The sequence below is a fragment of the Actinosynnema sp. NPDC049800 genome, assembly GCF_040656635.1.
GTDB lineage: Bacteria > Actinomycetota > Actinomycetes > Mycobacteriales > Pseudonocardiaceae > Actinosynnema.
This window is the reverse complement of record NZ_JBFAMT010000017.1, coordinates 1-13448: the sequence shown is the minus strand read 5'-3', so window position 1 is coordinate 13448 and position 13448 is coordinate 1. Positions and strand designations below refer to the sequence as shown.

Below are 13448 nucleotides of genomic sequence, written 5' to 3'. Positions count from 1 at the left end.
TGCTTGAGCACGCCTGCCTGGGCCCACGGCCTGGGCCCTCGGCCTGCCCGAGCCCCGCTGATCCCGCCTGCCTGCCCGAGCCGCGCTTGAGCCCGCCCGAGCCCAACCCGCTGCCTGCGCCCCTGCCTGCCTGAGCCCTTGCCTGGGCCGCCCGCCCGTCCGAGCCCCGCTGAGCCCGCCTGCCCGAGCCCGCAAGGCCCAGGCCCTGGGTGCTCCAGCGCTACCGCCTGCACCCTCCGCTCCTGCCGCTCGGCTCTGGCCGCTCGACTCCTCCCGCAACTCGCCCGCCAGTCCTCCCCGCCGCCGTGGCCGCCGTTTTTCCCGGCTAACGGGAGAAATGCGGTTCGGGTTGTCCCGGGTTGCAGGATTCGCCTGTCCGAGTGATCCGGTTGGCCCGCGCGCCGGTCGTTGATCTCGATGCCGCAGCGACCTGGCCGGGGCGGGTCGGGTGGGGATCACCGGAGCGCTAACGTCGAAGAGGTGACCGAGGCCTACCTCCGCTTCCCGCACCTGCACGGCAACCTCGTGACCTTCGTGGCCGAGGACGACGTGTGGCTGGCCCCCCTCGACGGCGGCCGGGCCTGGCGGGTGACCGCCGACCAGGTGCCCGTCTCCTTCCCGCGCTTCGACCCGACCGGAACCCGGTTGGCCTGGACCAGCCGCCGCGACGGCGCGCCCGAGGTCCACCTGGCCCCGGTGGACGGCGGCGAGGCCACCCGGCTCACCTACTGGGGCGACTACTCCACCGGCGTGCGCGGCTGGACGTCCGACGGCGAGGTCGTCGCCGTCACGTCCACCGGCCAGGCGACCACGAACCGGCAGTGGGCGCACGCCGTCCCCACCGACGGCGGCCCGCCCCGGCGGCTGCCCTTCGGCTGGGTGGACGACGTCGCGTTCGGCCCGTCCGGCCAGGTGGTCGTCACCTCCGTGTACGGCCGCGACCCGGCCTGGTGGAAGCGCTACCGGGGCGGCGCGGCGGGCAAGCTGTGGGTCGACGTGGACGGTGACGGCGAGTTCGCGCGCATCCTGCCCGAGCTGACCTCGTCGTTGACCTCGCCGATGTGGATCGGCGACCGGATCGCGTTCCTGTCCGACCACGACGGCGTCGGCAGCCTGTACTCCGTGCTGCCCGACGGCTCCGACCTGCGGCGGCACACCGAGCAGGAGTTCTACGCCCGGGTCGCGTCCAGCGACGGCGAGCGGATCGTCTGGCAGCACGCGGGCGAGTTGTGGGTCCTGGACGGCCTGGAGGCCGAGCCGCGGCGGTTGGAGGTCGCGCTCGGCGGACCGCGCACGGCGCGCAGGCCGCGGCCGGTGCCGTCGCGGCCCGACGACTTCCACCCCGACAAGACCGGCCGCGGCAGCGTGGTCGAGGTGCGCGGCACCGTGCACTGGGTGACCCACCGGGACGGCCCGGTGCGCGCGTTGGCCGAGCAGCCCGGCGTCCGGGCCAGGCTGCCGCGCGTGGTCGGCGACAACGTGGTGTGGGTGACCGACGCGGACGGCGAGGAGGCCCTGGAGTTCTCGCCGGTCGGCGGCGTGGAGCCCGGCAACGAGCCCCGCCGGGTCGCGGTCGGCAAGCTCGGGCGGGTGCTGGAGCTGGCCGTCTCGCCGGACGGGCGCAGGCTCGCCGTGGCCACGCACGACGGGCGGCTGCTGCTGGTCGACGTGGAGTCCGGCGAGGTGCGCGAGGTGCTGAAGGGCGCGAACCCGCACGTCAGCGACCTGGCGTTCTCCCCGGACTCGAACTGGCTCGCGTGGTCGCACCCCGGGCCGCGCCCGTTGCAGCACATCCGGATGACCAACACCACCGACCTGTCCGTGGTGGACGTGACGCCGCTGCGGTTCTCCGACTTCTCGCCGACGTTCACCGAGGACGGCCGCTACCTGGCGTTCCTGTCGGTGCGCAGCTTCGACCCGGTCTACGACGCGCACGTGTTCGACCTGTCGTTCCCGACCGGCTGCCGGCCCTACCTGCTGCCGCTGGCCGCGACCACGCCGTCGCCGTTCGACCCGCTGCGCCTCGGCCGGCCCGTGGGCGACGACTCGTCGGAGAAGGACAAGGACAAGGACGACGAGAACCCGATCACGGTCGTCGACCTGGACGGGCTGGCCGACCGGGTGGTGACGGTGCCGGTCGCCGCCGCCCGCTACTCCGGCCTGACCGCCGCCAAGGGCGGGCTGCTGTGGCTGCGGTCGCCGTTGCGCGGTGTGCTCGGCGACAACCTCGCCTCCCCGACGGCCCGGCCGCCGAGGTCCGTGCTGGAGCGGTTCGACCTGGCCAAGTCGCGCACCGACGTGCTGGTGGACGGCGTCGACGCGTTCGACGTGACCGGCGACGGGCAGCGGATGGTCGTGCAGGACGGCGGCGACCTGCGGGTCGTGCCGACCGACCGGAAGGTCGACTCCGACGACCACGACTCGGTGGACGTCGACCTGTCGCGGGTGCGGGTGGTGGTGGACCGGGCGGCCGAGTGGCGGCAGGCGTACGCCGAGGCCGGGCGGCTGATGCGGGACCACTTCTGGCGCACCGACATGGGCGGCGTCGACTGGGCGGGCGTGCTGGAGCGCTACCGGCCGCTGGTGGACCGGCTGGGCAGCTACAACGACCTGGTCGACCTGCTGTGGGAGGTGCAGGGCGAGCTGGGCACGTCGCACGCCTACGTCATCCCGGCGCACGGGTCGCGCGGGCGTGCCGTGGGGCTGCTCGGCGCCGACCTGGAGCGGGACGAGGCGGGCGCGTGGCGGATCGCGCGGGTGATCCCGGGCGAGACGTCGGACCCGGCGGCGCGGTCGCCGCTGGCGGCTCCCGGGGTCGCGGTGCGGGCCGGTGACGCGATCGTGGCGGTCGACGGGCGGCAGGTGGACCCGTTGACCGGGCCCGCGCCGCTGCTCGTCGGCACGGCGGGCAAGCCGGTGGAGCTGACCGTGCGGCCCGGCGGCGGTGGCGAGCCGCGCCGGGTCGTGGTCGTGCCGCTGGAGGACGACGAGCCGTTGCGCTACCACGCGTGGGTGGCCGACCGGCGGGCGCGCGTGCACTCGCTGACCGACGGGCGGGTCGGGTACCTGCACGTGCCGGACATGATGGGCGCGGGCTGGGCGCAGCTGCACCGCGACCTGCGGGTGGAGCTGGGGCGCGAGGCCGTGGTGCTGGACGTGCGGGAGAACGGCGGCGGGCACACGTCCGAGCTGGTGGTGGAGAAGCTGGGCAGGCGGATCATCGGCTGGTCGGTGGCGCGCGGGTACACCACGGCGGACAGCTACCCCGGCGACGCGCCGCGCGGGCCGGTGATCGCGATCGCGGACGAGTTCGCCGGGTCCGACGGCGACATCGTGAACGTGGCGATCAAGGAGATGGGCATCGGGCCGGTCGTCGGCACCCGCACGTGGGGCGGGGTGATCGGCATCGACATGCAGTACCACCTGGTCGACGGGACGTTGGTGACGCAGCCCCGGTACGCGACGTGGTTCGCCGGGCCGGGGTGGGGCGTGGAGAACCACGGCGTCGACCCGGACGTCGAGGTGGTGGTCACGCCGCAGGACCGGGTGGCCGGGCGCGACCCGCAGCTGGACACGGCGGTGCGGCTGGCTCTGGAGGCGTTGGAGGCGCGGCCGGCGGCCGTTCCGCCGCAGCTACCGCCCCTCGCCTGATCGAGTTCACCCGGGCGTGTGACGGCGTGGTGGTTGCGGCCGGTGGTCCGAAACCGACCAATGGGTACCACGCAAGATCGGGTTCGGGGGGCGGGGTAACGGGTGAGTCATCGTGAGTCGCCGCGCAGTGGGCGCGGGTGCATGGCGGCGGTCGTGGTGCTGCCGCTGGCGGCGGTGGGCGGGGTGGCGGCGCTGGTGCTGACGTTCGGTCAGCCGGCGCCGCCACCGTCGGGCCAGGCGCCACCGTCCGGCCGCCAGACCCTGGTCAGCGCCCGCACCCAGGTCCCGCCCGTCCCGCTGACGCACCGGACCGGAGCCGCCACGACCACCCCGCCGCCCCCGTCCGTGCCGGCCCCGTCACCGAGCCCCGCCCCGTCCACGGACCGCCGGGCCCTGCACCACCCGCCGCTCCCACCGCCCACCTCGACGCACGCCGTCACCGCCCGCGCCCGAACCGGCGCCGAACCCCTCCCACACCCCACTCCGACACCATCCACCTCCCCATCACCTTCGGCCACCGCCAGCACCCCGACCCCCACCTCTCCCACGTCCACCTCACCTTCACCTTCACCCGACCCCACCACCTCACCCTCACCAGCCCCGACAACCCCCACCGACCCGACCGCCACCTCGCGCCTGTCCTACGTCCTGACCGCGCGCGTCCTACGCCCAGGACCCCCGCGTTGAACGCCCGGAACACGGTGAACCGGCCCCCTCGGCTGGAATCCCGGCGGTCTCCGGGCGTCTGATCGGGGGTTTCGGGCGGCGACGGCGCCGAGCACGCCCGGGCACCCGGGTTCAGCACGTAGCCTGGGGCGGTGGTCGTTCCGCCGCCGTCCAAGACCGAGTCGCGCCCGCCGTCGCGCGGCCGCGCCGGCGACCTCGCCGGACGCCTGGCGCTGGTGTTGTTGCTGCTGGCGTTCGTGGCCGGGGGCGCCTGGGCCCTGAGCACGCTCAACCGGTCCGGGCCCAGGCCCGCCGCCGACCCGCCGTTCCCGGTGCCGTTCCTCGAGGTCCAACCGGGCGCCGCCGCGCCGGGCTCCGCGGGTGACGTGCCCGCCGGCGAACCACAGGCCTCCTCGGCCGCCGCGGGCGACGCCGAGCCCCTGACCGCGTGGGCGACCGCGTTGTCGGAGAAGACCGACATCCCCGTCCGGGCCCTGCGCGCGTACGCCGTCGCCGACCTGGTGATGCGGTCGCAGAACCCCGCGTGCCGGGTGTCGTGGGCGACGCTGGCGGGCATCGGCCGCATCGAGTCGCACCACGGCACGATCGGCGGCCTGCGCCTGGGCGAGGACGGCCGGCCGTCAAGCCCGATCATCGGCATCCCGCTGGACGGCTCACCGGGCGTGAAGGCGATCGCCGACAGCGACGGCGGCGCGCTCGACGGCGACACCCGCTGGGACCGCGCGGTCGGCCCGATGCAGTTCATCCCCACCACGTGGGCCCGCTACGCGGTGCGCGCGAACGGCGACGGGCAGAACCCGGACCCGCAGAACATCGACGACGCCGCCCTGGCCGCCGCCCGCTACCTGTGCTCGGGTGGACGTGACCTGGGCACGGGCGCCGGCTGGTGGGCGGCCGTGCTGGCCTACAACAACTCGACCGAGTACGGCCAGAACGTCTACAGCGGAGCCGACGCCTACGCCCGCGCCAGCATCGGCGGCTGACCCGTCAGGCGGGCACGGTCAGGCTGACCCGTCGGGCCGGCACCGTCAGGCGGGCACGTGCGGGTCGACGGTCAGGCCCAGCTCAGGCTGCCCGAGCCAGTCGAGCTCGACCGACGCCTGCGCCGCGCGTGCGGCCAGGTCCAGGCGCACGCGGTACACGCTGAGCAGCAGGGCTTGCAGGGAGTCGACGCCGAACGCCGCGCCGACGGCCTCGTCGCCGAGACCGAGGACCTGGTGGGGGCAGCACCAGTCGCCGTTCGCGCTCAGCGGGTCCGGGTGGGGCGTCCCGATCCTGATCACGACCGCCGTGCGGGCGCCGTCGCCGGCCACGCACTCCAGCCGGCGTTCGGCCACCACCGGACCGAGCTCGTAGGCCGTCATCGGTCCCGTTCCACCGCGAGCCGGGCGCTGACCTCGCCCAACGCCTCCTGGTACTCCGGTGACGGGTTCATCGCCGCCGCCATCCGCAGCTGCGTGAGCGCCTCGGGCAGCCGGCTCTGCCGCTGCAACGTCCGACCGAGCGCGAACCGCGCGTAGTGATCACTGGGGTCGAGGTCGAGCACCTTCCGGAACGCCGCCTCGGCACGCTTGAGCTGGGCCGATCCCAGGTAGGCCCGACCCGCGAGCAGCTGCACGCCCACCTGGTCCGGCGCCGCTTCGAGCACGACTCGCAGCTCGCGCAGCGCCTCCAGCGGTCGGCGGTCCGCGAGCAGCGCCTCGGCTCGGCGGAACGCCTCGAAGGTGCTGTCCGTCATGGTTCGATCAACGCTACCCGGCCATCCGGCCGGCACACGACAGCCGACCGGATGACGGGATCGGTGTGTCACGCCACGAGAGCGCCGTGCAGCCGGTCGAGCACCGGCTTGATCGACAGCGGCTGCTCCACGTGGGCGTTGTGACCCACCCCGGGCAGCACCACCCCGTCCGCCCGCGCCGCGAGCAGGTGCTCCGGCGGGCACATCCCGTCGGACTCGCCCGCCGCCAGCACGACGGGCGCCTTCGCCACCGCCAGCAGCCCCGCCACGTCCGGCGCGCCGACCCCGAACGCCGCCGGGTCCAGCGCCGCCCGCCAGCCGCCGTCCACCTCGACCACGCCGTCCTCCAACGGCACGCCGGCCAGCTTCGACGCCCACGCCGACGCCTCCTCGCGGGTCGGGAACACCCGCGCGGGCTTCGCGGCCAGCGAGGCGGCCCGCGCCAGCTCCTCCGCCGTCCACCGCAGCTTGATCCCGAGCCCGCCGACCGCCCGCACGTCCACCCCGAACCACCCGCTGGCCAGCGTCAACGCGACCACGCCGCCCAACGAGTGCCCGAGCACGGCCACCGGCCCGGAACCGACCGCCCCGGCCACGGACGCCGCCAACGACCCGAACGAGTACCGCGCCGCCGGCGCCGACCGGCCGTGGCCGGGCAGGTCGACCGCCAACCACGCCCCGGGCCAGGCCGCCGCGGCGCCGCGCCACACCGACCCGGTCCCGCCGAGCCCGTGCAGCAGCACCAGCAGCGGCCCGTCCCCACCCCGCGCCACGTGAACCACGCGTGCACCGTCCTAACGTCACCGAGCCGGATCCCGCACCATTGTCGGTCCCCGCGCGCCCCGAGCGGTGGCGGACGCGCTCGGCCGCCGCGTCCCCGTCCCGCCCGGCGGTACGCCCCGCCGCCCGTCGCCCGGGCGAACGGCGGGCGAACGCCGCTCGAACAGGCGAGCCGGGGCCGTCCCACACCTTGCACCAACTAGGCTCGGCATCGATACACAGATGGTCTGACGAGGGAGCGCACGTGGCGGTCATCGAGCAGGTCGGCGCCCGCGAGATCCTGGACTCGCGAGGAAACCCGACCGTCGAGGTAGAGGTGGCGTTGGACGACGGCACGCTGGAGCGCGCCGCGGTTCCGTCCGGCGCGTCGACCGGCGAGCACGAGGCGGTCGAGCTGAGGGACGGCGACGCCAAGCGCTACCTGGGCAAGGGCGTCGAGCGCGCGGTCACGGCGGTGCTCGACGAGATCGGTCCCGAGCTGGTCGGCATCGAGGCCGTCGAGCAGCGGGTGGTGGACCAGAAGCTGGTCGACCTGGACGGCACGCCGGACAAGTCCCGCCTGGGCGCGAACGCGATCCTCGGCGTCTCGCTCGCGGTGGCGAAGGCGGCGGCGGCGTCCAGCGGCCTGGAGCTGTTCCGGTACATCGGCGGCCCGAACGCGCACGTGCTGCCGGTGCCGATGCTGAACATCCTCAACGGTGGCGCGCACGCCGACACCGACGTGGACATCCAGGAGTTCATGATCGCGCCGATCGGCGCGGAGACCTTCCGCGAGGCCCTGCGCTGGGGCGCGGAGACCTACCACGCGCTGAAGTCGGTGCTGAAGTCCAAGGGCCTGGGCACGGGCCTGGGCGACGAGGGCGGCTTCGCGCCGTCCCTGTCGAGCAACCGCGACGCGCTGGACCTGATCCTGGTCGCGATCGAGAAGGCGGGCTTCACGCCGGGCCGCGACATCGCGCTGGCCCTGGACGTGGCCGCCACGGAGTTCTACGCCGACGGCGCCTACACGTTCGAGAAGACCAAGCGCAGCGCCGAGCAGATGACCGGCTACTACACCGAGCTGGTCGACGCCTACCCGATGGTGTCCATCGAGGACCCGCTGTCGGAGGACGACTGGGACGGCTGGGTGCAGATGACCGCCGAGCTGGGCGAGCGCGTGCAGATCGTCGGCGACGACCTGTTCGTGACCAACCCGGAGCGGCTGGAGGAGGGCATCTCCCGCCGCGCGGCCAACGCGCTGCTGGTGAAGGTCAACCAGATCGGCACGCTGTCCGAGACGCTGGACGCGGTCGCGCTGGCCACGTCCTACGGCTACAAGTCGATGATGTCGCACCGGTCCGGCGAGACCGAGGACACCACGATCGCCGACCTGGCCGTGGCCGTCGGCGCGGGCCAGATCAAGACCGGCGCGCCCGCCCGCGGCGAGCGCACCGCGAAGTACAACCAGCTCCTGCGCATCGAGGAGGCCCTGGGCGACGCCGCGCGCTACGCCGGCGACCTGGCCTTCCCGCGGTACACGCCGGAGAGCTGATGGCACGACGGGAACGGGAACCCCGGCGCGGTCGCGAGGCCGCGTCGGGGTCCCGCCCTGCGCGGGCCCATCGCGGCCAGGCACGCAAGGGCGAGCCGGGCAAGGGCGAGCCGCGCAAGCCGGAACCGCGCAAGGGCCGGGCCGACGGGGCGCCGCGCACCACCCGGCCCGCGGCGCGCAAGCCGCAGTCCAGGGCGCGGACCAGGGCCGGCGCGGGCACGGGCGGCGCGTTCGGCATGACCGGCACGCGGCGGGCCGCGTTGCTGGCAATGGTGGTGTGCGCGTTGGCGTTGAGCATCGCCGTGCCGCTGCGGACGTACCTGGCGCAGCGCGAGGAGCTGCGCGAGGTCACCGCCTCGCAGGAGACGCTGCGGGCCGAGGTGGGGCAGCTGGAGCAGCGCAAGCGGGAACTGGCCGACCCGGCGCACGTGGAGGCCGAGGCGCGGCGCAGGCTGCACTACGTGCGGCCCGGTGAGACGCCCTACATCGTGCAGCTCCCCGGTGACGCGGAGCGTGAACTGGACCAACAGCGACCGGAGACCAAACCGGCCGAGGACAAGGCGTGGTACGAGCAGTTGTGGGATTCGGCGGCGGCACGATGACGGTGAGCGACGAGGACCGGGCGGCGGTCGAGGCGCAGCTGGGCCGCGCGCCGCGGGGGATGCGCGAGGTGGCCGCGCGCTGCCCCAGCGGGCACCCGGCGGTCGTGCAGACCAGTCCCCGGCTGGAGGACGGCACGCCGTTCCCGACCCTGTACTACCTGACCTGCTCCCGGTTGAACTCCTACGTCAGCAGGCTCGAGGGCGCCGGGCTGATGAAGGAGATGACCGACCGGTTGGCCACGGACGAGCAGCTGGCCGAGCGGTACCTCCGGGCGCACGAGCTGTACCTGGCCGAGCGGGACGCGATCGAGCCGCTCGGCACGACCGTCACCGCCGGTGGCATGCCGACGCGGGTCAAGTGCCTGCACGTGCACGTGGCGCACTCGCTGGCCGCCGGCCGGGGCGTGAACCCGTTCGGCGACGAGGCGCTCGACCTGCTCGCGCAGTGGTGGCCGAGCGGTGATTGCGCGTCAAAGGTGAAAAACTGACCGTAGGGGCAGTTCTTCGGGCACAAAGCTCAGCCGTGCCCGTGACACCGCCGTTCGGATCAGGCAGGCTGGTCTGCAGGCCGGGTGACGAGTCGATGGGGAGTTCGTGGCTGTGCCGAAGTCGAAGCGTCGGGGGCGGAAGCGGACCAAGGTCCATCCGGGCACGATGACGCCTCGGCAATGGGGCTTCGCGGCGACCGCGACCGCCGCGCTGCTCGTGCCGGCGCTGCTGCACACGGCCACGCCGATGGACTGGTTCGCCTCCGCCGACCGCGCCGACGTCGAGGCCGTGCCGCCCGGTCCGGGCGACGTGCTGGGCACGCTCGCGCTGGACGCCCAGGGCAAGCTCGGCGCCACCGGCCGGCTGCCCGAGACCGACGAGCTGAGCGCGGCCCTGCTGGCCGACGCCGACGACCCGTCGGAGTTCGAGGACGACCTGCCCCCGCTGGAGGGCGGGTTCCTGCGCGAGGGCCAGCACGGCATCCCCGGCGTCATGCTCGACGCCTACATGCGCGCGGCCGACCGGCTGGGTCGGACCACGCCGGGCTGCAAGCTGGACTGGCCGCTGCTGGCGAGCATCGGCCGCATCGAGTCCGGGCACGCCCGCGGCGGCCGGGTCACCGAGAGCGGCACCACGGTCGAGCGGATCGTGGGCCCCGTGCTCGACGGCTCGCCCGGCGTGGCCGCGATCCGCGACACCGACGGCGGCCGGTTCGACGGCGACCGCACCTGGGACCGGGCCGTCGGCCCGATGCAGTTCATCCCGTCCACGTGGGCCGGTTACGCGGCCGACGGCAACGAGGACGGCGACCGGAACCCGAACAACATCTACGACGCCACCATCGGCGCGGGCAACTACCTGTGCGCCAACAACGCCGACGTGAGCGATCCGGTGCAGCGCGCGCGTGCGGTGTTCCGCTACAACCAGTCCAACGAGTACGTCGCCACGGTGCTGTACTGGGCGGAGGTGTACGCCAGCGGCGTGCCCGTGCTGCCCGACATCATCGGCTCGGACGACGACTTCGGGCCCGACCCGGGCAACGGCAACACCCCGTCGGACAACAACAACAACGCCTCGCCGCCCGGCAACACGACGCCGCCGTCCTCCGGCACGTCGAACCCGACGACGACGTCGACCACGACCACGACGCGGCCCGGTGTGACGATCACGTTCACCCCGACCGTGCCGACGAGTCCGACCACGACGACGCCGACGTGCCCCACGCAGCCGACGGAGACGACGACCACCACGCCGACGACGACGCCCACCACGACGCCGTCGATCCCGCCCGGCTGCCCCACGCCGACCACGACGACGACCACCACCACGACGACGACCGAGGCGCCCGCGACCACGCCCGCCGAGACGACCTCGGCCGGCACGTCGCCCGACGGCACGTCCGGTGGCACGACGGGCGGCACGTCCAGCGGCACGTCGGGGAGCACGTCCTCAACCGGTTCAGGTCCGACCTACCCGACGTCGTCGTCCATGCGGGCCACCTGAGTCGCCTGAGAGCCACTTTTCCCGCACCGGGTGATCCCACAGAGCGCTTAACGGATTAAGACAGGCGCTTTCGCAACGTTTCGACAAGCGTTGACAACGCCGTGGAGTCGGTCGAACACTACCCGCATCGGCAGATCCCGATCCGCCGGTCCGGTCACCCGCCGTGCTTCGGTGATCCGGTCGTCGGGCCGCACGACGACCGACCGAACCCGCCGCGGCGCAACGACCCCGGTGTGAGGCGGCCGCCATCCCGCCACCGGTCGAAGCAGGCTCGCCGAGTGCTGTCCCGCTGCCCTCAACGAGGAGGACGCATGCCCGTGGACCACGCCGCCGGTCGTCCGATCAGCCGCGAGGGGTTCCGCCGCGGCGCTCGCGCTTCTTCCCGGCGTTGACGGCAACCCGAATCCACCCTCACCCCGCGATGCCCTGAGCCGCCGCACGGATACCGGCTACACCTTGATGGAGGGCAGAAAGACCATGCGCAGATACAGGTTCAGATTCTTATCGGCAGTGGCGGTCGCCGCGGTCGGCGTGGGGAGCACGGTGTTCGTGGCGCAGGCCGCCGCCACGGGCTGCGGCGTCACCTACTCCGTCCCGTCGCAGTGGAACAACGGCTTCACCGCGAACGTGAACGTGACGAACCTGGGCGATCCGATCAGCTCCTGGACGCTGACCTGGAGCTTCGCCTCCGGCCAGCAGGTCACCCAGGCGTGGAACGCCACCGCGACCCAGAGCGGCGCCCAGGTGACCGCGCGCAGCGTCAGCCACAACGCCAACCTGGCGACCGGCGCCACCGCGACGTTCGGCTTCAACGGCTCGTGGACCGGCAGCAACCCGGCGCCGACCTCGTTCGCCCTCAACGGCACCGCGTGCACCGGCGCGCCGGTGACCACCACGACGTCCTCGCCGACCAGCGGGCCGACGTCGACCACGTCGTCCACCACATCGCCCACGTCGACCACGTCCGTGCCGCCGACCGACAACCCCGCGTGGGGCAAGTCGGTGCCGCCGGCGGACGCGCAGAGGAGCATGGCGTACGACATCGTCGCGTCGGAGAGCGGCAGCGGCTACACGCCGAAGGCAGGCGAGTGCTCGCGCGAGATCCACGCCCGGTACTGGACGTACGGCCCGGACGGCAAGGTCTACCCGACGTGGCACCCGCCGCGTGACGCGAGCGGTTGCGCGTTCGGCCACGAGCACGGCGACGACCCGCGCACGTCGGACCTGTTCGCCGACGCGAAGTGGCCGTACTTCGGCTACACCAGTGAAGTGATGATGTCGAGCAACCCCGGTGGCGCGCACCGGCACGAGGACCACGTCGGCCACAAGGTCCTCGCGGTCGACAACTCGAACGTCATCCAGGGCGACAACGGGACGAGCTTCTTCCCGCCGCAGGGCACCACCATCGCCACCTGCGACATCCTGCTGAAGTTCCACCAGGGCACGCACTCGCCGGACGCCTTCACCAACAACGTGCACGAGCTGATCTACAACAACAAGTGCACGCACCGGGACAACAACCAGGTCACCGAGGCCAAGTTCACCGCGTTGATCCCGAACGGCCGTCCGGGCGGCTTCGGCGCGACCGACTGCCCCGGCCCGTTCAACAACAAGTTCACCAACGTGGGCCCGGCCATCCCGGCGGACTCGCCGTCCGACACGCGCTCGCTCGGCCGGCTCATCACCGACGCCTCGTGCGTCCAGGCCATCCGCGAGGGCAAGACGCACTTCGAGGTCATCACCGGCACCGAGGTGCCGTTCGACACCAACGACCTGCACGAGTTCTGGTTCTCCGACGTCACGATCAGCACTTCGCAGCTGTCGTTCGCCATCCAGCCCTTGTTCTACGTGCTGAACCCGGCGCGCTACTACGACGCGTCGAAGCCGAACAAACTGGCCCGCCAGGTCGACCTCTGCTACGAGGGCATCCGGGGCGACTACTGCAACACGGTCCGGCGGATCACCGAGCAGACCGGCCAACGGGTGGCGTGGGACGACCCGCGCTCGCCTTTCAAGGGCACGCTGCGGGAGTTCCGGGCGGGTGGCTTCAAGCTGCGCAACTCCGGGCCGACCACGGTCTACACGGACGTGTACGGCCGCAACGCCTCCACCACGCCGTTCAACGGCTCGATCAAGCAGTACTTCTCCGGTAACCACGCCGAGCAGAACATGTTCGTGCGTGGGGCGACGCGGGACTACGCGGCCAACTCCGCAGACCAGATCCACGCGCCCAACTGACAGGCGATGGGCTGACAGGCGATCAGGCTGACGTACGGGCGGGCGCTCGCAATCTCGCAATCACTCGGCGAGCGCCCGTTCGTTCGTTCGTTCGTGCGTTCCGATGGCTGTGTCCAGGCCAAAGAGGAAAGATCAAAAGCCTTAAAAGCATGTCCTCGCCGGACGGGCAGATCAGCAGGATGACGGCCCGTTCGGTGGTTCTGCGCCGGGTCCGTTGTGGGTCCGGGTT

At 73.1% G+C, this 13448-nt stretch carries 10 protein-coding genes; 7 read left to right on the top strand and 3 right to left on the bottom strand.

Annotation, left to right across the window (positions count from 1 at the left end):
• Nucleotides 1-480 precede the first annotated feature (480 nt).
• Together AB0I91_RS21015 and AB0I91_RS21010 are read left to right on the top strand one after the other, a co-directional pair.
• On the top strand, nucleotides 481-3651 hold the full coding sequence (locus AB0I91_RS21015; protein WP_498783263.1) for a S41 family peptidase: 3171 nt from the start codon (nucleotides 481-483) through the stop codon (nucleotides 3649-3651).
• An 818-nt stretch (nucleotides 3652-4469) separates the two neighbouring features.
• Nucleotides 4470-5321, top strand: a complete 852-nt coding sequence (locus tag AB0I91_RS21010; protein WP_499638281.1) for a lytic transglycosylase domain-containing protein — start codon at nucleotides 4470-4472, stop codon at nucleotides 5319-5321.
• Between the two features lie 45 nt (nucleotides 5322-5366).
• On the opposite strand, the gene AB0I91_RS21005 is transcribed toward AB0I91_RS21010, so the two are convergent.
• The 3 genes from AB0I91_RS21005 to AB0I91_RS20995 all read right to left on the bottom strand — a co-directional run bounded on the left by AB0I91_RS21005 (nucleotide 5367) and on the right by AB0I91_RS20995 (nucleotide 6858).
• Entirely contained in the window at nucleotides 5367-5702 is a 336-nt protein-coding gene (locus AB0I91_RS21005) for a DUF6968 family protein (protein ID WP_498783260.1), read from the bottom strand.
• Nucleotides 5699-6076, bottom strand: coding sequence for a tetratricopeptide repeat protein (locus AB0I91_RS21000; protein ID WP_498783258.1), 378 nt, complete (start codon nucleotides 6074-6076; stop codon nucleotides 5699-5701). Before AB0I91_RS21000 ends, AB0I91_RS21005 begins: the two co-directional genes overlap by 4 nt.
• Nucleotides 6077-6144: 68 nt before the next feature.
• The gene (locus AB0I91_RS20995; RefSeq protein ID WP_498783256.1) at nucleotides 6145-6858 is read right to left on the bottom strand and encodes an alpha/beta fold hydrolase; all 714 of its coding nucleotides are present in this window, start codon (nucleotides 6856-6858) and stop codon (nucleotides 6145-6147) included.
• A 242-nt stretch (nucleotides 6859-7100) separates the two neighbouring features.
• Here AB0I91_RS20995 and eno point away from each other — a divergent pair, with 242 nt between their 5' ends.
• The 5 genes from eno to AB0I91_RS20970 all read left to right on the top strand — a co-directional run bounded on the left by eno (nucleotide 7101) and on the right by AB0I91_RS20970 (nucleotide 13219).
• The gene (gene eno / locus AB0I91_RS20990; protein ID WP_123744164.1) at nucleotides 7101-8387 is read left to right on the top strand and encodes a phosphopyruvate hydratase; all 1287 of its coding nucleotides are present in this window, start codon (nucleotides 7101-7103) and stop codon (nucleotides 8385-8387) included.
• Nucleotides 8387-8989, top strand: a complete 603-nt coding sequence (locus AB0I91_RS20985) for an FtsB family cell division protein (RefSeq protein ID WP_499638278.1) — start codon at nucleotides 8387-8389, stop codon at nucleotides 8987-8989. The genes eno and AB0I91_RS20985 overlap by 1 nt, the downstream gene beginning before the upstream one ends.
• A complete protein-coding gene (locus tag AB0I91_RS20980) occupies nucleotides 8986-9477 on the top strand; it encodes a DUF501 domain-containing protein (RefSeq protein ID WP_499609991.1) in 492 nt (163 codons plus the stop codon). The genes AB0I91_RS20985 and AB0I91_RS20980 overlap by 4 nt, the downstream gene beginning before the upstream one ends.
• Nucleotides 9478-9643: 166 nt before the next feature.
• Nucleotides 9644-10981: a lytic transglycosylase domain-containing protein gene (locus AB0I91_RS20975; RefSeq protein WP_498783251.1), complete on the top strand. Its 1338-nt coding sequence runs from the start codon at nucleotides 9644-9646 to the stop codon at nucleotides 10979-10981.
• 510 nt (nucleotides 10982-11491) lie between these two features.
• Nucleotides 11492-13219, top strand: a complete 1728-nt coding sequence (locus tag AB0I91_RS20970; protein ID WP_499638275.1) for a cellulose-binding domain-containing protein — start codon at nucleotides 11492-11494, stop codon at nucleotides 13217-13219.
• Nucleotides 13220-13448: the final 229 nt, after the last annotated feature.

Bases quoted from the DNA above. Each gene is read 5' to 3' on its own strand.
- AB0I91_RS21005 (WP_498783260.1), bottom strand. From the start codon at position 5,702: ATGACGGCCTACGAGCTCGGTCCGGTGGTGGCCGAACGCCGGCTGGAG.
- AB0I91_RS21000 (WP_498783258.1), bottom strand. From the start codon at position 6,076: ATGACGGACAGCACCTTCGAGGCGTTCCGCCGAGCCGAGGCGCTGCTC.
- AB0I91_RS20985 (WP_499638278.1), top strand. From the start codon at position 8,387: ATGGCACGACGGGAACGGGAACCCCGGCGCGGTCGCGAGGCCGCGTCG.
- AB0I91_RS20980 (WP_499609991.1), top strand. From the start codon at position 8,986: ATGACGGTGAGCGACGAGGACCGGGCGGCGGTCGAGGCGCAGCTGGGC.
- AB0I91_RS20975 (WP_498783251.1), top strand. From the start codon at position 9,644: ATGACGCCTCGGCAATGGGGCTTCGCGGCGACCGCGACCGCCGCGCTG.